Genomic DNA, 20660 nt, shown 5'->3' on the forward strand with positions numbered 1-20660 from the left:
GAGACAAGTATGTTAGGAGCAGACGGCTTAAACCTTGCTTTAATGGTTGCTGACTCAGGCATCATAGATACAGCGATGAATGATCTCATCGCTCGTTCTCAGGTCATGATGGCGGCTGAGAATAAAGGCGTAAAAACGTCAGTAAAAAACCACTTGGTAAAATGGCGCGGTAAAGTTAAAAAACGCGTCACCAAGGTGTGTGAGACCGACCGATTCCAAGAAGAAATCGCACTTTACCAAGAAGTTATTCATTGGGATGAGCCTCAGTTTTTTGATGAGATTGATAGTGTCATCAAAAAATTGGAGTGGCACTCAGCGTTTTACCTTCAAGCCAGACGCCTGATGGAACACAACAAGGGCGTTTACAATGCGATGTTCCCGCACTATTTCTGCGATCAGTGGTATCAATCACTGTCCGACGCGATCAAGCAAGCGCAAGTTACCGAACTTGAAACCAGCAAAGAGAAAGTCTTAGCCGATCTATACCAGCGAATGGAAACCATGAAAAACATGGATAAAGTGACAGAATCTGGTGATGAAGGTAGCGTAGGGCGCTTGTGGGATATGGCATCGGCTAAGTTGAGTAAAACTGACTTAACAGTAATGAAGCGCCATGCTGAATTCTTAAATAAGCATAAAGGCCTACAAGAGATCGCCGAAAAACTTGGCCGTATGGCTGGTGAGGAAGATGATCCTTCGCTGCACAAAGCCCCTGTAGAAGAACTGCAGATGGTCGAAGAGAAAAGCGATGAAGCGGTTGATGATATTGTCGGGATTCACGAGAGTGATGACCTCAATAAGATGTTGCCAAATGAGACCATGTTCCTAGCTTATCCCGAACTCGAAGTTATCTTCTATAAGCATTTGGCCGACAAGCGCTTACTCAGCTACCGTTCGCAGGGTAAATCTCGCACGTTACGTAAAGTGAAGGCGCAAAAACCGGATAGCAAGAACGTTGATATCGAAAAAGGCCCATTTATCGTTTGTGTCGACGCGTCAGGCTCGATGAGCGGGTTCCCTGAGCAATCTGCCAAAGCAATGGCTTATGCTTTGATGCAAATCGCTCTCGCGGAAGAACGAGACTGCTACGTGATTCTTTTCTCTTCTGAGCAGATCACCTATGAGCTAACGCGACAAGATGGCTTGCGTGAGGCGAGTGATTTCTTAAGTTACTCATTCCACGGCGGTACGGATTTAGAACCTGTGCTGATGAAGTCGATTGATTTAATGACGGGTGATAAGTACAAAAACGCAGATTTGATTGTGCTTTCTGATTTTATTGCGCCTAAGCAGTCAGACGAGATGATCGCTCAAGTCGAAAAGCTGAAAGAGCACAAAAACCGTTTCCATGCAGTGAGCTTATCTAAGTACGGTAACCCTCAACTCATGACCATGTTTGACCATTGTTGGGCATATCACCCAAGCTTAGTTGGTCGTTTCATGAAGAAGTGGTAACGCCAATACACTTAAATTGAATCCATTTTGTTGTGTGTTTTTTGATAGAAGAGATCGAACATGCAGCAATTTGATTTAAATGTCAGCAAACGGAATTTAAATTCACTTTTTTGTTTGACTATCTCCTCTCAATCCGTAAAGTAGGCACCCGAACACAGCGGAGCAGCTTGCTTAAGTCTCTAAAGTGTTGAATTAAAAAGGCGCCTTGGCAGAGTGGCTATGCAGCGGATTGCAAATCCGTGGACCTCGGTTCGACTCCGGGAGGCGCCTCCATTCTCTCTTTCATTTTAGAAAGAAGCTGAATGAAAATGCGATACTAGCTCAGTTGGTAGAGCGCAACCTTGCCAAGGTTGAGGTCATCGGTTCGAACCCGATGTATCGCTCCAAATTTTGTAATGTTGATTCATTTCGACATTAAGATGGTGTTTTACTTTTCAGTAATCGGCATCGCAATAAAGAATTGCGTGCCCTGGTGGTGGAATTGGTAGACACAAGGGATTTAAAATCCCTCGACGTTCGCGTTGTGCCGGTTCAAGTCCGGCCCGGGGCACCATCTATTTGTAATTAAGATGGTGTTTTACTTTTCAGTAATCGGCATCGCAATAAAGAATTGCGTGCCCTGGTGGTGGAATTGGTAGACACAAGGGATTTAAAATCCCTCGACGTTCGCGTTGTGCCGGTTCAAGTCCGGCCCGGGGCACCATCTATTTGATTGTTACCTTTTATTGGTGATGCTCAAAAGAGTTGTTCTCTTAAAACACTATTGAAGGCGCCTTGGCAGAGTGGCTATGCAGCGGATTGCAAATCCGTGGACCTCGGTTCGACTCCGGGAGGCGCCTCCACTATTCAAAGTTGAAAGGCCAGCAGAAATGCTGGCCTTTTTGCTATCTGAAATGCCATTTCTTCCCGCTTCCTAATTTCTAACGCCGTCCATTCGTTGAATCCCACTTCTGGCTAGATGACTCAATCTGATAGCTCTGCTTTACGGAGTTCTGCGTTATCAAGGCGCTTTATTGCATAAGTTGTATGAGTTGGCCAAACGTATTTCTGAGAAGGTTGTTTGAAGAACACTGTTACTAACTCAGCAACACAACCCAAGTTAATCGAGTGTGCGATTTGTAAATGGAATTGATGGGGAGGGGAGCGGGACGACTGTATTTTTGGTCATCCAGTTCTTCACATTTATACACAGTTGCTCATGAACCTGTAACGCTTTCATGAGTTATTACACTTCTTATGACTGCAAATGAAAATGATTGTCATTTACTTGCGTTGTTGCTAGTCTATTGTGAAATATTACAACAAGCATACTTGTGTGTGAAATTGCCTATAAAACGCCTCTAAACCTTATCATACCTATGGTTATTCGTTTGCTATGGCGTAAAATTAGCCACTTCTACCTCTTTTGTTCTACCCCTTTTGGGTAGTTCGATTTCGTAATTGATTTACATCATATTTTCATTTTCTTTCATAATTCATTATTCGCTCAGTTAAGAAATATATAACCTTCAGGAATTCTTATGAGCAAGATGAAGCTAGTCGTAATCGGTAACGGGATGGTCGGTCATCGCTATATCGAAGATTTAGTCGAGAAGACAGATGTTGCTAACATGGACATTACGGTGTTCTGTGAAGAGCCTCGCGTAGCCTATGATCGTGTACACCTTTCTTCTTATTTTTCACACCATACTGCGGACGAACTTTCTTTAGTTAAAGAAGGCTTCTACGAGAAACACGGCATCAACATGCTGATCGGCGAACGTGCTATTAACGTTAACCGTGAAAAGAAAACAGTTTACTCAAGCACTGGTCGTGAAATCCAATACGACAAACTCATCCTTGCTACAGGTTCATTCCCATTCGTACCGCCAATCAAAGGCAACGAAGGTAAAGACTGTTTTGTTTACCGCACAATTGAAGATCTAAAAGCTATCGAAGCTACGGCTAAGAACTCTAAGTCTGGTGTTGTTGTTGGTGGTGGTCTACTTGGCCTTGAAGCGGCAGGCGCACTTAAAGCACTTGGTGTAACCACACACGTTGTTGAGTTTGCTCCTAAGCTAATGGCTGAGCAGCTTGACCAAGCGGGTGGCAACCAACTTCGTCAAAAAATCGAACGTATGGGCGTTAACGTACATACAAGCAAGAACACGCTTGAGATTGCTCCTGAAGGCACTGAAGCTCGTAACGTAATGCGCTTTGCAGACGGTACAGAGTTAGAAACTGATTTCATCGTATTCTCTGCTGGTATTCGCCCTCAAGACAAACTTGCTCGTCAAATGGGTCTAGGTATTGCACCTCGTGGCGGTATTGAAATTAACGATCACTGTCAAACGACAGACAAAGATATCTACGCAATCGGTGAGTGTGCGTCTTGGAACCAAACGTTCTACGGCCTTGTTGCTCCTGGTTACAAAATGGCGACAGTTGCTGTTGACCACGTTGTTGGCAACGAAAGCACATTTGAAGGTGCTGACATGTCTGCGAAGCTTAAGCTTCTAGGCGTGAAAGTAGGCTCTATCGGCGATGCAAACGGTCGTACTCCTGGCTGTAAGAGTTACGTTTACCAAAACGAAGAACAAGAAGTTTACAAGCGCCTAATCGTTTCTGAAGATAACAAGAAGCTTCTTGGTGCGGTAATGGTTGGTGATACATCTGACTACGGTGATCTTCTACAGCTTATGCTGAACGAAATCGACCTACCAGAACACCCAGATGCACTGATTCTTCCTGCACACGCTGGCGCTGAAAAGCCAACACTTGGCGCAGACTCGCTTCCTGAATCTGCAGTTATCTGTTCTTGTTTTGATGTGACTAAAGGCAAAATCGCTCAAGCGGTTGCTGAAGGTCACCACACCATTGGTGATATCAAAGCAGTAACAGGCGCAGGTACTGGTTGTGGTGGTTGTATTCCACTAGTGACTTCGGTACTAAACGCTGAGCTAGCTAAAGCTGGTGTTGAAGTGAAGAACGACGTGTGTGAGCACTTTGCGTACTCTCGCCAAGAGCTTTTCCACTTAATTCGCATCGAAGAAATCAAAACGTTCGATGAGCTACTAGAGAAATACGGTAAAGGCTACGGCTGTGAAGTATGTAAGCCTCTAGCGGGTTCTATCCTCGCTTCTTGCTGGGGTGAGCACATCCTTAAGCCTGAACTAGTGAAATTGCACGATACCAACGATAACTTCCTAGGTAACATGCAAAAAGACGGTACTTACTCTGTTATCCCTCGTATGGCGGGTGGTGAAGTAACCCCTCAAGCACTAAGCGTTCTTGCTGATGTTGCTGCAGAATACAACCTGTACACCAAAATCACGGGTGCACAACGTATCGGTCTATTCGGCGCTCAGAAAGATGACTTACCAGCTATCTGGAAGAAGTTAATCGCTGCAGGTTACGAAACAGGTCAAGCTTACGCAAAAGCACTTCGCATGGCTAAGACATGTGTTGGTTCTACTTGGTGTCGTTACGGCGTTCAAGATTCAGTTGGCCTAGGCGTAATGATCGAGAACCGCTACAAAGGCATCCGTACTCCTCATAAGATGAAGTTTGGTGTGTCTGGTTGTACTCGTGAGTGTGCTGAAGCTCAAGGTAAAGACTTAGGTATCATCGCAACTGACGCAGGTTGGAACATGTATGTGTGTGGTAACGGTGGTATGAAACCTCGTCACGCAGACTTACTGGCAAGCGACCTAGACCAAGAAACGCTGATCAAATACATCGACCGTTTCATGATGTTCTACATCCGCACGGCTGCTCCGCTACAACGTACTTCGGTATGGATGGATAACCTAGAAGGTGGTGTTGATTACCTACGTGAAGTGATTGTAGACAACAAGCTTGGTATCAATGATCAACTTGAAACTGACATTGCTGGCTTAGTAGATAACTTTGCTTGTGAGTGGACAGATACAATCAACGACGAAGCTCAACTTAAGCGCTTTGCACACTTCATCAACGCTGATGACCGTGATGAGAACGTTGTGTTTGTTGATGATGGCCGTGAACAACACCGTCCAGCGACATTCACTGAGAAACACCCTGAAGCGAAGGGCGATATCCTTCACGTTGAACTGGTTTAATTGGGAGACGACATCATGGCATTTACCAAAGTTTGTAAGATCGAAGACATTATCCCAGGTACAGGTGTTTGTGCGTTGGTTGGTGGTGAGCAAGTAGCTATTTTCCGCCCAACTAAGGCTGAAGAAGTATTCGCGATTAGCAACACAGACCCTTACTTCCAGTCTAACGTGTTATCACGTGGTCTGATTGTAGAGCACAAAGAAGAGCTTTGGGTGGCAAGCCCGCTCAAGAAGCAACGCTTCAACCTGACAACAGGTGCGTGCATGGAAGACGAGAACTTCAACGTAAAAGCGTACAAAGCTCGTGTTACCAAAGGTGCTGTAGAAATCTCTGCTTAATCTTTGGATGAGTAAGATTTGATAGTTCAAGGGTTCTAGTTCTCGATATTGCCTTAACTCGGTAACTAGAGCCTTTTCCTATCCAATTTTAACTTTTAATTTTACTTTTTTAAGGACAACATTATGTCTCCTGATTACAAACCAGCTGAATTCGTTCAAACGATGATTGATGTGGGTGAAGCGAAAACGAAAACAAGTACTCGCGATCTTCTGATTCGAAGCACTATGGCTGGTATCATCCTGTCTCTAGCGGTTGTTGTTGCTATTACAGCAATGGTACAAACAGGCATTGGCCTTGTTGGTGCACTAGTGTTCCCAGTTGGTTTCGTTATTCTAAGTGTTATGGGTTACGACCTAGTAACTGGCGTTTTCGGCCTTGCCCCTTTAGCTAAATTCGACAACCGCCCAGGCATTACTTGGGGCCGTATCCTACGTTGTTGGGGTATTGTTGGTCTTGGTAACCTTATTGGTTCTTTGATTGTTGCTTTCCTAGTGGCTGTTTCATTAACAGGTAACTTCTCTCTAGAGCCAAACGCTGTTGCTCAAAAGTTCATTGCTGTTTCTACAGGCCGTAGCTTAGGTTTTGAAAACATGGGTATGGACGGATGGATCACGTGTTTCGTACGCGGTATCTTCTGTAACCTAATGGTATGTCTAGGTGTGATTGGTAACATGACAGCGCGTACTGTGTCTGGCCGTGTAGCAATGATGTGGTTCCCAATCTTCATCTTCTTCGCACTAGTATTTGAGCACACAGTAGTAAACATGTTCCTATTCCCACTGGGTATGATTCTTGGCGCTGACTTCGGTATCGCGACATGGTTGAACTTCAACCTTATCCCAACAATCCTAGGTAACATCGTTGGTGGTCTACTAATGACATGTGTTCCTCTATACCTAACTCACGCTAAAACAGCTCCTTCTCTAGGCGCTAAGTAATTCTGAATACGGTGAAACGTAATTTAGTATGAGATTGAAAGCCCCAACGAAGTGTTTGGGGCTTTTTTAGTTCAAACGCCTTATCCATCACCAAGGTTTTGATTCTTATTGAGTAAAATACCTGCAATAGATCGTTTTGTTATAATTACTTCTATCTTCGTTAGTATTTAAACTGAATATTTATATCAACACCTGATAGTCTAAGGGTTAAGGATTTGGATAAGTCATCATGAATACAGTGACTTATCACATAGATTGAAGCTTGAGATAAAACAAGCAAACCTTCGGAGCACAGCATGTCAGAAGTATCGTCATCGAATGTTAAAGAAGTAAACAAAGGATTTGTTTCATTGGTAGGTGCAGGTCCAGGCGACCCAGACTTACTTACGCTAAAAGCAGCACGAGTGATTCAACAAGCAGACGTTTTGGTTTATGACCGCTTGGTATCAAAAGATATCTTGGCGATGGCTAACCCAGAAGCAGAAATGCTGTATGTGGGTAAAAAGCTTGATCATCACTGCGTGCCGCAAGATCAGATTAACCAATTATTGGTCACTAAAGCCCAAGAGAATAAGCATGTAGTACGCCTGAAAGGTGGTGACTCGTTTATCTTCGGCCGTGGCGGGGAAGAGTGTGAAACTCTGGCTGAGAATGATGTGAGATTTGAAGTTATTCCTGGTATCACGGCAGCCGCTGGTGCTACGGCTTATGCGGGCATCCCGTTGACTCACCGTGACCACGCGCAAAGCGTTCAGTTTATTACCGGTCATTTAAAGAAAGATGGCGAAGATATCGACTGGCAATCTCTTGCGCAACACAATCACACGATCGTGTTCTACATGGGTTTAAAAGAGAGCCCGAATATTCAGAAGAACTTGCTTGATAACGGTATGCGAGCAGACATGCCTGTAGCGATTATTGAAAACGGAACACGCCAAGAGCAGAAGGTGTATCGAGGTGGATTGAGTGATTTGGCTAACCTTGCGAGCGTCGCTAAAAGCCCGGCTTTGATCGTTGTTGGCAGCGTGGCTCAGCTTCATGAAAAACTCGATTGGTTTAACAAGTAACCAAGTCACACTTGATCGATTTGTATAGAGTTAAATACTGCAGCGGCTACTTTGCCGCTGCATTTCTTGTTGGCGCATGGGCATTTCGTCGATGATATTGGTGATTTTCTGCCAGTCTGTCTTACCGTTCCATCTGTGCTTCTCTTTTCCGTCTTTACCAATCAATACCGCAGTGTGTGACCCTTTAGGGATCTCATAAACGCTGGTTACTGCCTCTAAGTTAAACTCTTCTTCTAACCAAGTGGGTACGGTGTAGCCACTCTCTGCAATCACCATGATAACCACATCACGTTCGTCCAATTGGCAGTTGTTGATCAACACTTCGTTTAGAAACTCTTTGACCACTGAGTCTTCTGTTGGCGCGAAATATATGACGCTTCGGTGTGGGAGTGGACTGGAATGAGAATAAGCTGGGTAGGCAAGCACTGAGTTGATGGTTAAGCTCATGATTAACACCGTACTGATAGTTAGAACCTTTAAAACATGAGACCAAACGTTCGAGCGATTGACTGCTTGTGCCACTTTGGATGTTTCCATGCTTGTGCACGATTTGTGTGTTTGTCGGTGTAGCATAGCCAACCTCCTTTTAATACGCTAAGCCTGAGTACGATTCAGTTGTGACGAGAATGAAGCTCACGAAACAAGACGCCATCTAACTGCAGAAAAAATCGACTTGTTTTAAGCATAGTTAGGTTTACGCCAAAGGTGCTTAGGTCACCACTAAATATAATCAGATTTACGTTAACGATAGCCAACAGGTTCATTTTTATTGAGTAAAGCGACTCGCATTTTACAATTGAATAGAATAGGGTATACGGAAAATCTAAAGGTATGAATTTATGGAAAACATAGCAATTTTGGTCGACGTTCAGAACGTTTACTACACGACTCGCGATAAATACCGTTCTAACTTCGACTATAACCAGTTTTGGTATGTTGCCACGGAAGGGCGTAACGTGGTTGCCGCCAATGCTTACGCAATCTCTAGCCAAGATCCTAAACAGCGTCAATTTCATCATATCCTTCGAGGTGTCGGCTTTAATGTAAAGTTAAAACCATTTATCCAGCGCCGAGATGGCAGTGCAAAAGGTGACTGGGATGTTGGTATCGCTTTGGATGCTATAGAACTCGCTGAAACGGTTGATACGATCGTTCTGGTATCTGGAGACGGTGATTTTGAAATCCTCGTAGAGCGAATCAAGGAACGTTTTGGTAAGCCTGTCGAGGTGTACGGTGTTCCGGGATTAACTGCTCAAAATCTTATCGATTCTGCCTCAAAATTTGTACCGATTGAAAAAGATTTCCTTCTTTAGGGTTAATCTCTCATTTTATAATTGAAATCAATAATAACGATAATTAAAATGCAAACTATTATTATTTATCGGTTTGTATGATGTCGCGCGTTTTAGTTGTTGATGATGATATTCAGTTGTGTGAATTATTGGGTGAAGTGTTAGAAAATGAGGGGTATCACGTTGATACTGTTCACTGCGGTGAGTCCGCGCTTGAGTTTATTCAATCGAACCCTGTCGATTTAGTTTTACTCGATGTAATGCTTCCAAACCTAAGCGGTATTCAAGTAGCAAGACGCATTTGTCAGCGTTTTGCTACTCCTATTCTTATGTTGACCGCGCTTAATGATGACGCTTCAATGCTTGATGGCTACCAAGCGGGCGCCGACCAGTATATCGCCAAACCTTTCAATGTTCCTGAGCTCCTAACTCGTATTAAGGTGATTTTACGCCGAGTGGGCTTTGAGCGTCAGAGACAATCTTTAGCCTCATCAAACCATGGCTTGTGTGAACAGCTCTCTCGTTTACCGTTAACGGGCACTGAAAAAGATCTGCTTGATTATCTAATCAAAAATGACGGTATCGTTGTCTCTAAATCCGATCTTCAAATTCATGTTTTGAAGAAAGAGCTTTGCCCCTTTGACCGTAATTTAGACATGCACATCAGTAATATCCGTCGAAAATTGGTGCAAGCCGGCTTGTCTAAACAACACATCAAGACCGTTCGTGGTAAAGGTTACAGCTACCTAGAGTCTGTCGGCGCATGAGTGCCAAACTGATACGCTGCCCAGATTTTATCGCCAAGCGAAAAGATGGTTTAACCTTTCAACTGTTTAGTTACCTGACAGTGATTCTAGTGAGCATTTTGATCCTGCAAGGTGTGGCCGAAAGAGCCTTGATGAAGGCCTTACTGAAGGTGCCAGAATCCGTCAAAGCTGAAATGCTCGATCTCGCTTATCAAGCTAACGTGCTGATTGAAGAAGGTGACATGGATGAGCTTGCCGATTGGGGTAATGCTCAGCGCTATTATCTCTTTGTTATTGATAAAGATAACCGTCCAATCACACATCGACACATGCATCCGCACTTCGAATTTAAGCTTAAGTACCTGCGTACCTTAGATCATCAACTCAGTGATCGTGTGAGTAAGCCTATTTTTGGTTTGCCACTGGACAACGGTAAAACACTGGTGATTCAACTACCTCATCAATTTCACCCAGCTAAATCCTTTGCTCCGTATTCGTACATGTTGAAAGCCGTGATTGCTCTGATCGTGTTGTCGCTGTTCTCTATTATTATGGCGAAAAGCCTGCAACAGCCACTCGATCGTTTAAGAGAGGCCAGTCGAAGGCTCGCACAAGGGGACTTCTCGGTGAGTGTGGTCTCTGAACTCGACTCAACGACGAGAGAATTTAATGAACTCGCTCATGACTTCGACCACATGACGTTTGAAATCAAATCATTGGCCGAAAAGCAGCGCCGTTTGATTCGTGATGTTTCACATGAACTTAGAACGCCATTAGCAAGACAAAACCTCGCATTACATTTATTGCGAAGTAAGGTTGATGATAAGAGCATTGGATTACTTGAACGGATGGAAAGTGAAACAGAAGAGATGAATAAGCTGGTGGGGGAGATCCTCGAATTCAGCCGACTAGAAACGTCTCGTTATGATTCCAAATTAACTTTAATGCACCTTGAACACTATTGCTCGATGCTGATTGCTCAGATGCAAAGCGATTTGAAGCCGAACCAAACTCTAGTTGGTGATTTACTAACGCCAACATCGATGGTCAATGTTGATGAAAGGCTACTTTTAAGAGTGATTGGCAATCTGGTCGGTAACGCAATTAAATACGCAGGTGAACATGCTCATGTTGTCGTTACTACGTATGAACAAACGATAGATAAACGTTACAGTGTCATATCTGTAGAAGACGACGGTGACGGCATTCCTGATAACAAGATTGCAGGTATATTCGACCCGTTTACACGCATAGAGTCAGCTCGAGACAAACAGTCTGGTGGTTACGGCCTAGGGCTTGCGATTGTTAAAGAAGCGATGGGTGTGATGAATGGGCACGTTACTGCTGATAATAGAGAAGGTGGGGGACTCAGGGTCAATCTTATGTTCCCAATCGACGAGTAACTTAAGTACTTTTTTTAGAGATAGTTAATAGCGAATACAAATTAAAAAACGATACTCAATAAAAAACGCCACTGCATTTGCAGTGGCGTTTCTGTTTATGCGCTTTCTTGTGAGTTAAGGTGTAGCCATTAATTACATCTTAGCTCGAAGGCAAGAGCGTCAGAGAAGCAAGATTATGCCTGTTGGCGTGCTAGCTTAACTTCTTCTTCTTTCTCGCCGGCAGCTGGGTCGTTGAAGCGAGACTCATCAAGAGCACCTTCAGACTTCGCTACGATGATAGATACGGCACTATCACCTGTGATGTTTACAGCGGTACGAATCATATCAAGAAGACGGTCAACACCCATGATTAGAGCGATGCCTTCAAGCGGTAGACCAACTTGGTTCAATACCATCGCTAGCATAACAAGACCAACACCAGGAACACCTGCGGTACCTACAGACGCCAGTGTCGCCGTTAGGATAACCATTAGGTAATCACCCATTGAAAGGTCGATGTTGTATGCTTGTGCGATAAACGCAGTCGCAACACCTTGCATGATAGCAGTACCGTCCATGTTCACAGTTGCACCTAGTGGTACTGTGAAAGACGCTACTTTGTTGTCTACGCCCATGCGGTTTTTCGCCGTTTCCATTGTTACTGGAATCGTTGCGTTTGAAGATGCTGTTGAGAATGCAAACATGATTGCATCTTCCATCTTACGTAGGAACGTAATCGGGCTAAGACCTGTGAATCCTTTAAGCATTGCGCTGTAAGTAACCAGACCGTGTAACAGTAGGGTACCTGCAAGTACTAAGAAGTATTCTGCTAGGTTCCAAATCGCACCCAAGCCAAGGCCAGAGAACAGTTTCGCCATTAAGAAGAATACACCGTAAGGAGCAAGGTTCATTAGTAGCGCAACTAGCTTCATGATCACTTCGTTTAGATCAGAGAAAACTGCAGCGATACGTTCACCGGGTTTGCCCGCTGCACTGATTGCGATACCAAACAACACTGCAAATACGATAACTTGTAACGTTTTGCCCTCAGCCATCGCCTGAATAGGGTTGGTTGGGAACATGTCGATGATTACTTGGCCCAGAGAAGGGGCATCAGCTGATTTGAAAGAGCTCGCAGCAGTAAGATCCGCACCAGCTCCAGGTTGGAACAGGTTACCGATAGTAAGTGCTAGAGTGATAGCAACGGCTGTAGTACCGATATAAAGTGCAAGCGTTTTGCCACCCATACGGCCAAGGGTTGATAAGTCTTTAAGAGAACTTGTACCACACACTAGTGAAACGAAGACTAGTGGGACAACAAGCATTTTTAAACTGGCGACAAAAATTTGTCCGCCTACTTCAAAGAGTCCGTTAACGATGTAGTTATTAACAAATCCACTTTCTGCAAAAAGGGATTGAATGGCAAATCCCGTGAATATACCTACGACCATACCGAGGATTACTCGACCAGTCAGAGACATAGGTTTCTTGGTATTCATTTAGAACACTCCTTATTATTTATAACTTTGATACCTTTTCAAAGTGAGCAGGAGATTAGCAGTCGGATAATCAATTCGAAAAACAAAAAATGAGTTTGGAATTATAGATGTGATCAAAATCACTGATAATTGTGTAAATTAAACAAATAAAAACAAAATAATTCACCATTAATTTACATCTATCGAGGGTTTTATACATAAATTTGTCGTTTCAAAGGTAGTAAATAAGAAGAGATGATTTTCTTATCGATCTTCACGTCTTCAATTGACTGAACAAATACCGTTGTTTCAAAAAATTCGGTGAAGATAACCACTCGATTTATGTCCATGAGCCTTAACTATTTGTATTGAATTGGTTTTGTTGAACTCTCCAAATATGGCTCGCCGATAGGCCTTTACAAAACTTTACGAATGCAAAGAATGTAAATTTAATGCAAATGGTAATAGTTATCACTTATATTCACTCCCGAAATAATTCAGTGGTACCGGCAACGGTTCAGCGAACACATCGAATAAATAACAAAGTGTTCGTCTAAAAGAATAAAAGCGGAGTAAAGGACATGTTTTCAAAGAGCCCATTGGCTTTAGTGATCGGCGCAGTATTAGCTTCACCAGCAGTATTGGCAGAAACAGTAAAAACAGACGAGCACATGGTTGTTGAAGGTCGTGACTACGGTTACAAAGCCGACACGAACACAACAGCAATGCGCATGGAGGCGACTCAATTAGAGACTCCGGGACAAGTTTCAGTAATCGATGAGCAAATCATCGATGAACAGCGTGCAACAACGCTAGGTGACGTTCTTAAGAATGACGCGAGTGTAAGTGCGGGTGGTACAAGCCGTAACCGTGAGCGTTTCTCTCTACGTGGTTTCTCAGTAGAAAGCTCTTCAGGCTTCCTTAAAAATGGCCAGCAACATTGGTCTCACTATCGTCAGCCAATCGAATTACTTGAGCGTGTTGAAGTACTTAAAGGACCTTCTGGTCTTCTTTACGGTATTTCTGCACCAGGTGGTTTGATCAACATGGTAAGCAAAAAGCCTACTTATGATACACAAGTAAGCTTAAGCCAAGACATCGGCTCGAATGATCATACTCGTACAACTCTAGACGTAAGTGGCGCCCTGAACGATGCAGAAACGCTACGTGGTCGTGCAATTCTATCTAAAGAAAGCTACGGCTCTTGGAGAACATACGGCGACGGTACTGAACCACAAACAGAGCGTTTTGTTGGTGGTGTATTCGTTGATTACGATGTAACTGAAGACGTAATGGTTTCTGTTCACTACGACAAGACTAACGACGAAGGCAGCGTAGATTCTGGTGCACTATACACACTAGACGGCAACCGAGTGGGAAGCGACAAGCACATCTGGGATGCACAGTGGTCACAGATTGAAAACGATGTTGAGAACGTAGGTTTTGATATTGCTGCTAACCTGACTGACACATGGTCTTTAAAAACAGGTTTCAACTACCAAGATTTTGAACGTATCGATATGGAAAGCTACCCAAGCTTTCAAAATATGAACCCTGATGGTACCGGTACGGTAACTCAAGGTGGTAACTACCGTCACGATAAATGGCGTTTCAGAACAGCTTACGTCGACCTAACGACAACCGCTGATCTTGCTGGCACAGAGCACCAACTATTGTTTGGCGCGAACTGGTTAGGCTACAGCTACTATCGTGGTATGGATCGCTTTAGCAGCGGCGAATATGCACCAGATGCAACGGTACCAGCACCGTCAGTGGGTCCAACATCGCTAGGTAAGATGAGCACTTACGATACTTGGGGTTTCTACATTCAAGATCTGATTACTATCAATGACGAATGGCAAGTTCTTGCGGGCGCTCGTTTCGACCGTAAAGTAAGTGAAGGCGTTGCAGAAGAAAACGTAGCACCTAAGCTTGGCGTGATTTACCACCCAGCATCAAACGGTAGTATTTACGCTTCTTACTCTGAAAGCTTTGAACCACAAGGTGTTGTCTCTAGCGGTAGCCGTAACTACACCAACGATGGCGAACTTCTTGATGCCGCAACGGGTGTTTCTTACGAAGTTGGTACTAAGTGGGAACTGATGGACGAACGTTTATTCGTTTCTGGTGCGGTATTCGATATTACCCAAGAAAACATCTCAATGGATGTAGAAGACACTTCATCAGGCGATTGGACGAAGACACAAGGTGGCGAACAAGTTCACCGTGGTGCTGAGTTAGCCGCGCAAGGTTTTATCTCTGAAAAATTCTCTATGTCTGGCTCAGCAATGTACTTAGATGCTGAAATCACTAACCATGAAACATATGAAGGTAACCGCCCAGTTGACGTACCTGAGTTTGCAGCAAGCGTTTGGTCTACTTACGCAGCAACAAACGAAGTTGATGTTAACCTAGGCCTTATCTACGAAGGTTCTCGTTACGGTGACAGTGCGAACACTTTCAAGAAAGATGGCTATGCTCGTGTCGATATGGGTGCAGCGTATACGCTTAAGTACGACGATTCTCTAGACTTCGTTGCTCGTCTAACCGTAGAGAACGTATTTGACAAAGAATACCTAGCGGGTGGTGGTTCAACGTCTTCGAGCCACCAATTTGCAGAAGACGTAGTAATCGGCGAAGGCCGCAACTACATGGCGACTTTACAGGTAAAATACTAATTTGTTAGTAGGGTGCTATTGGTAGCCTAAATGCTAAGGGGAAAGTTTCGACTTTCCCCTTTCGTGATTCTGCTATTTGATAAAATATCCCTAGTAATGTGAGTGACTTTTAATGATAATGAGAGTGCTTATCAATAAAATTCATTTGACCTTCTTCTTATAGTAAATGACTACAATTATGAATCTTTTAAAATCTAGCCTAGCGCTTGCCATCAGTTTGGTTGCAACGTCTTCTATGGCAAACAGCTTGGATCAAGCTCAATCAATTCAAAACAAGACCAATAACGCGTCGGCTTCGAGTCAAAAGGTTATTGATAAAAGCTCACAAGCGACTTTAATGCTGCAAGCTGAGATTGAGCGTCTGCAAGAAGAAGTTAAAAACTTAGAAATTTATCACGATCACCTTGCTGCATTAGTTGAGAGCCAAAACCAAGAAGCTCAAAGCATTGAAGAGCAGATCGAAGAAATCAAATACACACGCCAAGGTGTCGTGCCATTGATGTATCAAATGATCGATGGTCTTCAACGGTTGGTAGAGAAAGACGTGCCGATTAAGAAAGAACAGCGTCTAGAAAGAGTAGAAAAGCTACAAGCAATGATGACTCGTGCTGACGTAAGTGATGCTGAGAAATACCGTCGCATCCTAGAGGCATACCAAATCGAGATGGACTACGGCATTAAGCTGGGTGTTTACCAAGGTCGTGTCGCTTTGGCGAGTGATAAAACAATCGAGGCAGATGTTCTGCACCTAGGTCGTATCTCTTTGGTTGCTCGTAACCTAAATGGCAGCCAATACTGGGCTTGGAATCAAACAGAAGCTCAATGGCAAGAACTTGATTCTTCTATGAAGTCAGAGCTAGATAAAGCGTACGATATTGCTGGCCAACAAGCTGCTCCAAGCTTGATTACTTTACCTGTTTCTTTAACTGTTGCGGAGGTTAAGTAATGAACTTAAAACCATTAGCAGCATTGCTTTGCATTACATCACTTTCATTTTCTGCTTTCTCAGCTTCAGACTCAACGGCTCAGCTCGTTAACAAAGCAAAATCAGAGAACCGTACTCAAGCTTCTCATAACGTAGTTCGTGAAGCGGACTTCAAAAAGACTGAACAAGAGCTTAAAGCGATCAAAGCAGAGCTTGAAGCGAAACGTACATCGGTTCAAAACGCAACAGACGTTCTTACTCAAACCTTCAGCGACAACGAAAACAAGCTTGCTCGTTTAGAAGAAAAATTGCGTTTAGAAACGGGTAGCCTTGGTGAGTTATTCGGTGTCGTTCGTCAAAACGCGAAAGAACTAGGCGCAGAGCTTAGCTCAACAGTAAATAGCGTTGATCGCGCTGAGCACACAGCGACCGTTGACCAAATTATCGATGCTAAATCCCTGCCATCAATGCCACAGCTTTCAGGTTTGTGGATGAGCATGGTTGAGCAGATTCAAGCGAGTTCTGAGCTTAGCAAATCTCAAATTGCGTTCATTAATGGTGAAGGTAATACAAATAAGGTTGACGCTTACCGCCTAGGTTCGATTGGTCTTGTTACAGAGCAAGGCTATGTAAGCTGGAACACTCAGCGTGAAGATGCGATCGCTTATCTTAAGCAACCACAAAATGGTCCAACGTTAGCGTCACTTTCTTCGTTAGCGAATGGTGAAGTATCTAACGTGGTTGTCGATCCTTCTCGCGGGTTTATGTTGGAGCAATTAGCACTTACGCCAAGTTTAACTGACCGCCTACAAGCGGGTGGTGTGGTTGGTAAAGTGATTCTTGGCCTACTAGCTATTGGTCTAATCATCGCCTTAGTTCGTGGTGTTTCATTAGCTATCGCACGCCAGAAAATCCGTGCGCAACTTAAGAACCCTGAGCAAGCGGGTAATAACCCACTAGGCCGTGTTCTTGCGGTGTACAACAAAGAACAAAACCAAACGGTTGAAGCATTAGAGCTGCGACTTTTAGAAGCGGTAGTTGATGAGCAGACTCACCTAGAGAAAGGCCTATCGATGCTTAAGCTATTGGCGGCACTAGCACCAATGTTGGGTCTTTTAGGTACAGTAACCGGCATGATCGAAACATTCCAAGTGATCACACAGTTTGGTAATGGCGACCCTAAAGTAATGGCGGGTGGTATTTCGATGGCGCTTGTCACTACGGTACTTGGTCTGGTTGCGGCAATGCCTCTTCTACTGGCACACAACATTCTTAGCACTCAAGCAGAGAACATTCGCAATATTCTTGAAAAACAAGGTATTGGTCTTGTAGCTGAGCAAGCTGAAAAGACCGTTGAATCAAACGCTGTTGTTTCACCAGTTGGGACTGCTGCGTAATGGATATTTTGTCGGGTTCTCTATTACCAGCGAGTTGGTTAACGAGTGACTGGCTGCTGTCTTTATCAAGCTTTATGGAGCAGGGCGGTTTCGTCCTGTGGTGGCTAGCGGCTGTTGTCCTAGTGTATTGGGTGCTTGTGGTAGAACGTGTGCTTTATCTTGCGTTTTACTTTCCTAAGCAACGCCAAGCTTGGATAGCGAAATGGCATGAAAGAGAAGATCACTCTTCTTGGCACGCCAAAGCCATTCGTGAAGGTTGGTTAGGGCAAGCGAGTATCTTGCTTAACCAAAACTTGAATTTTATTAAGCTGTTAGTCGCTATTTGTCCGATGTTGGGTTTGTTAGGTACCGTAACCGGTATGATCTCTGTTTTTGATGTCATGGCGACACAAGGCAGCAGTGACCCTAAATTGATGGCTTCAGGTATCTCGTTAGCAACACTGCCTACCATGGCAGGTATGGTTGCAGCGTTAGCGGGTATGTTCGTGCACGCTCGCTTAGCGAAAGTATGTAACCGCTTAGAATTAAAATTAGAAAAATCTTTAAGGAGTCAACGATGAGACTCGGTCGACGTCATTCTAAAAACGAAGAGGCTCAAATAGACCTTACTTCGATGCTTGATATTGTCTTTATCATGCTTATTTTCTTTATTGTGACCAGTTCATTTGTTCGTGAATCAGGGGTTGAAGTCAATCGCCCGCAAGCTTCTAACGTTGTAAGCCAAAAGGATGCGGGCATCTTTGTTGCGATTACTTCTGCGAACGACATTTTCATTGATAAGCGTGTCGTTGATGTTGAACGTGTTCAAGCAACGCTAGAGCACTTGTTGTTAGAACAACCTGATGCTTCTTTGGTTATTCAAGCGGATGAACACGCTTACAACGGTACCGTTGTTAAAGTGATGGATGCCGCGAAAGGTGCAGGTGTTAAAAACATTGCGCTTGCGGCTGATAAGCGATGATCTTGGAGGATCTTCATAAATGATTCGCCTATTTCTTGCTTTACCGCTCGCGGGTGCATTGGGTTTAGCTCTGTTTTCTTTCATGGCTTGGATGGTCGATAATGGTCACCAACGTTCACCGGATGATAGCGAGACGTTGAGTTTCAATATGGTGATGGTGGAACAAGAACAAGAAGTTCAAAGAAGACAACGTGCAGTTCCGGAAAAACCAGAAATGCCAGAGCCGCCACCGGAAGCGCAAACATCTCAGTCACAAGCTGAAGTTACGCCTTTGAATTCGATGTCTTCTTTACCTTCATTGGATTTGAATACATCCATTGATGGCTTAGCGATTAACGCACCTACATTCTCTGATTTTGGGTCAAACCAACAGGCAATGCCTTTGTATCGAGTAGAGCCTCGTTACCCAGCGAAAGCACTTAAGCGTGGAGCTGAAGGCCATGTGATTATGTCTTTTACTATCGATGAAACGGGACGCCCAATTGACATTCAAGTCACTGACGCAAACCCACGTCGTATGTTTGAACGTGAAGCGATGAGAGCACTTAAAAAATGGAAATATCAACCGAAAGTCGTCGATGGAAAAGCGATCGCTCAGGTTGGTCAAACCGTGAAACTAGAGTTTAAGTTGGCAAAATGATGAAACAGATATGGATATTAGTGGGCTTGTTGTTAATGCCCCTTACAACACAGGCACAAGAGCTAACCCAATATACTGCTATTCGTGTTCAAAAGGCGCATAAGCTTGCTCAAGATGAACAGGTTAAACAGGCCATTGACGTACTTGCAGGTTTAGATCTTTCTAAGGGCTACGACAAAGCGTACGTAGCTCGTATGCTGGGTGTTTTTTACTGGCAAGATGGCAAAACCGATAAGGCGATTAAGCAGCTTACATACGCCGTCGATACCAATTTGCTGGTGGATGAACAAGCTTGGATAACGAAGCGTATGCTTGCTGATCTGTTATTAAACGATCAACAGTTCAAAAACGCGCTTCCACATTACTACGAGTTAGTAAAAACAGCGCCAGAGGCAGAAAAGAAAGACGTGCTTTGGATGCGAATTGCACAAGCGGAATACCAAATCGAAAAATGGTCAAAAGTACTAGTAGCGATTGGTAATCGTGACAAGTTCAATGCGAAATCAGAACTGTCACCTCTTTCGCTAAAACTGGGTGCGCAACTACAGTTAAAGCAATGGAAGCAATCTATTCCAACACTGGAAAGCCTGATTGAACTTCAGCCAGAAAAAGACAACTGGTGGCGTCAACTTGTGGGTATTCAGTTAAGACTAGAGCGCAACCGCGATGCATTGAACACACTAGCGCTGGCTGATCTACAAGGTGTTGAGCTGAAAAACTCAGACCGCCGACTATTGGCTCAGCTTTATGCTAAACGTGGTATTCCAGAGCGTGCAGCACAAGAGATCGCTAAGTTAGATGATGCGAATAGCGATGTTCAACTTCTGGCTGAGCAAGCAACCTACTGGCAGTTAGCGAAAGAGTGGGACAGTGCTATTGAAGTGTGGACGTTAGCGTCTAAAAAAGACACGCAATATCATTGGAATGTGGCTCAGTTACTGGTTCAGCAAGGTTACTACGATCGTGCTCTGGTTGTTTTGGATAAAGTGAAAGACAAGAACAAGCAAGCCGATGTTGCTTTAGCGAAAGTACGTTCATGGTACAAGCTAAAGAATCTTGATAATGCTCTGGCTCAAGCGAAACGTGCAAACAACATTGAGCCTTCTTCTGAAGCAAAAGGTTGGATTAAATATCTGACTCAGCTAAGAACAGTGAGTGATAACGGCAACGTTTAACTGCTAATAGCACAACAGAAGACAAGAGAAAGTAATATAGAGAAAAGGGTGTCATTTGATGGTTCAAATGACACCCTTTTTAATTTTTGGCGGTTATAGCTTTTTAA

Annotated in this window: 17 protein-coding genes and 5 tRNA genes; 20 read left to right on the forward strand and 2 right to left on the reverse strand. The window is 43.9% G+C overall.

Annotation, left to right across the window (positions count from 1 at the left end; translation table 11 throughout):
- Window positions 1-9: 9 nt before the first annotated feature.
- From viaA to cobA, 10 genes are all read left to right on the forward strand, one after another.
- The gene (gene viaA / locus L1D37_RS00350; RefSeq protein ID WP_132788140.1) at window positions 10-1455 is read left to right on the forward strand and encodes an ATPase RavA stimulator ViaA; all 1446 of its coding nucleotides are present in this window, start codon (window positions 10-12) and stop codon (window positions 1453-1455) included.
- A 199-nt stretch (window positions 1456-1654) separates the two neighbouring features.
- A tRNA-Cys gene (locus L1D37_RS00355) sits at window positions 1655-1728 on the forward strand.
- Window positions 1729-1765: 37 nt separating this feature from the next.
- A tRNA-Gly gene (locus L1D37_RS00360) sits at window positions 1766-1841 on the forward strand.
- Between the two features lie 80 nt (window positions 1842-1921).
- Window positions 1922-2008: transfer RNA gene (locus L1D37_RS00365), tRNA-Leu, on the forward strand.
- Window positions 2009-2071: 63 nt separating this feature from the next.
- Window positions 2072-2158: transfer RNA gene (locus L1D37_RS00370), tRNA-Leu, on the forward strand.
- Between the two features lie 65 nt (window positions 2159-2223).
- A tRNA-Cys gene (locus L1D37_RS00375) sits at window positions 2224-2297 on the forward strand.
- Between the two features lie 678 nt (window positions 2298-2975).
- Window positions 2976-5534 carry a nitrite reductase large subunit NirB gene (gene nirB, locus L1D37_RS00380; protein ID WP_086714084.1) on the forward strand — a complete coding sequence of 853 codons (2559 nt, stop codon included), beginning with the start codon at window positions 2976-2978 and terminating at the stop codon, window positions 5532-5534.
- Window positions 5535-5549: 15 nt separating this feature from the next.
- Complete coding sequence (nirD, locus tag L1D37_RS00385) at window positions 5550-5873, forward strand: nitrite reductase small subunit NirD (protein WP_239846466.1); 324 nt, start codon at window positions 5550-5552, stop codon at window positions 5871-5873.
- Between the two features lie 123 nt (window positions 5874-5996).
- Window positions 5997-6812, forward strand: coding sequence for a formate/nitrite transporter family protein (locus tag L1D37_RS00390; RefSeq protein ID WP_017062558.1), 816 nt, complete (start codon window positions 5997-5999; stop codon window positions 6810-6812).
- Between the two features lie 296 nt (window positions 6813-7108).
- Complete coding sequence (gene cobA / locus L1D37_RS00395; RefSeq protein WP_239846467.1) at window positions 7109-7879, forward strand: uroporphyrinogen-III C-methyltransferase; 771 nt, start codon at window positions 7109-7111, stop codon at window positions 7877-7879.
- Between the two features lie 30 nt (window positions 7880-7909).
- Here cobA and L1D37_RS00400 read toward each other — a convergent pair whose 3' ends face one another.
- The gene (locus tag L1D37_RS00400; RefSeq protein ID WP_239846468.1) at window positions 7910-8452 is read right to left on the reverse strand and encodes a DUF4174 domain-containing protein; all 543 of its coding nucleotides are present in this window, start codon (window positions 8450-8452) and stop codon (window positions 7910-7912) included.
- Window positions 8453-8718: 266 nt separating this feature from the next.
- Between L1D37_RS00400 and L1D37_RS00405 the strand changes: the two genes are divergently transcribed.
- From L1D37_RS00405 to L1D37_RS00415, 3 genes are all read left to right on the forward strand, one after another.
- Window positions 8719-9192, forward strand: coding sequence for an NYN domain-containing protein (locus tag L1D37_RS00405; protein ID WP_004731130.1), 474 nt, complete (start codon window positions 8719-8721; stop codon window positions 9190-9192).
- 80 nt (window positions 9193-9272) lie between these two features.
- Window positions 9273-9938, forward strand: coding sequence for a response regulator transcription factor (locus tag L1D37_RS00410; RefSeq protein ID WP_017630134.1), 666 nt, complete (start codon window positions 9273-9275; stop codon window positions 9936-9938).
- Complete coding sequence (locus L1D37_RS00415) at window positions 9935-11320, forward strand: sensor histidine kinase (protein ID WP_239846469.1); 1386 nt, start codon at window positions 9935-9937, stop codon at window positions 11318-11320. Before L1D37_RS00410 ends, L1D37_RS00415 begins: the two co-directional genes overlap by 4 nt.
- A gap of 173 nt (window positions 11321-11493) precedes the next feature.
- Here L1D37_RS00415 and L1D37_RS00420 read toward each other — a convergent pair whose 3' ends face one another.
- Complete coding sequence (locus L1D37_RS00420) at window positions 11494-12798, reverse strand: dicarboxylate/amino acid:cation symporter (RefSeq protein WP_076651207.1); 1305 nt, start codon at window positions 12796-12798, stop codon at window positions 11494-11496.
- A 560-nt stretch (window positions 12799-13358) separates the two neighbouring features.
- On the opposite strand from L1D37_RS00420, the gene L1D37_RS00425 reads away from it, so the two are divergent.
- The 7 genes from L1D37_RS00425 to L1D37_RS00455 all read left to right on the forward strand — a co-directional run bounded on the left by L1D37_RS00425 (window position 13359) and on the right by L1D37_RS00455 (window position 20553).
- Window positions 13359-15455 carry a TonB-dependent siderophore receptor gene (locus L1D37_RS00425; RefSeq protein WP_239846470.1) on the forward strand — a complete coding sequence of 699 codons (2097 nt, stop codon included), beginning with the start codon at window positions 13359-13361 and terminating at the stop codon, window positions 15453-15455.
- Between the two features lie 178 nt (window positions 15456-15633).
- Entirely contained in the window at window positions 15634-16401 is a 768-nt protein-coding gene (locus tag L1D37_RS00430) for a DUF3450 domain-containing protein (RefSeq protein WP_239846471.1), read from the forward strand.
- Window positions 16401-17777, forward strand: a complete 1377-nt coding sequence (locus L1D37_RS00435) for a MotA/TolQ/ExbB proton channel family protein (RefSeq protein WP_239846472.1) — start codon at window positions 16401-16403, stop codon at window positions 17775-17777. Before L1D37_RS00430 ends, L1D37_RS00435 begins: the two co-directional genes overlap by 1 nt.
- Window positions 17777-18337 (forward strand): MotA/TolQ/ExbB proton channel family protein, encoded by a 561-nt coding sequence (locus L1D37_RS00440; RefSeq protein ID WP_010429842.1) that lies wholly within the window; start codon window positions 17777-17779, stop codon window positions 18335-18337. The genes L1D37_RS00435 and L1D37_RS00440 overlap by 1 nt, the downstream gene beginning before the upstream one ends.
- A complete protein-coding gene (locus L1D37_RS00445; RefSeq protein WP_004739212.1) occupies window positions 18334-18738 on the forward strand; it encodes a biopolymer transporter ExbD in 405 nt (134 codons plus the stop codon). Before L1D37_RS00440 ends, L1D37_RS00445 begins: the two co-directional genes overlap by 4 nt.
- Window positions 18739-18757: 19 nt before the next feature.
- Window positions 18758-19378, forward strand: a complete 621-nt coding sequence (locus tag L1D37_RS00450) for an energy transducer TonB (protein ID WP_008219721.1) — start codon at window positions 18758-18760, stop codon at window positions 19376-19378.
- On the forward strand, window positions 19375-20553 hold the full coding sequence (locus L1D37_RS00455; protein WP_239846473.1) for a BTAD domain-containing putative transcriptional regulator: 1179 nt from the start codon (window positions 19375-19377) through the stop codon (window positions 20551-20553). The genes L1D37_RS00450 and L1D37_RS00455 overlap by 4 nt, the downstream gene beginning before the upstream one ends.
- The last annotated feature ends 107 nt before the right edge of the window (window positions 20554-20660 follow it).

It is taken from the genome of Vibrio sp. Isolate33 (genome assembly GCF_022397895.1).
GTDB lineage: Bacteria > Pseudomonadota > Gammaproteobacteria > Enterobacterales > Vibrionaceae > Vibrio > Vibrio pomeroyi.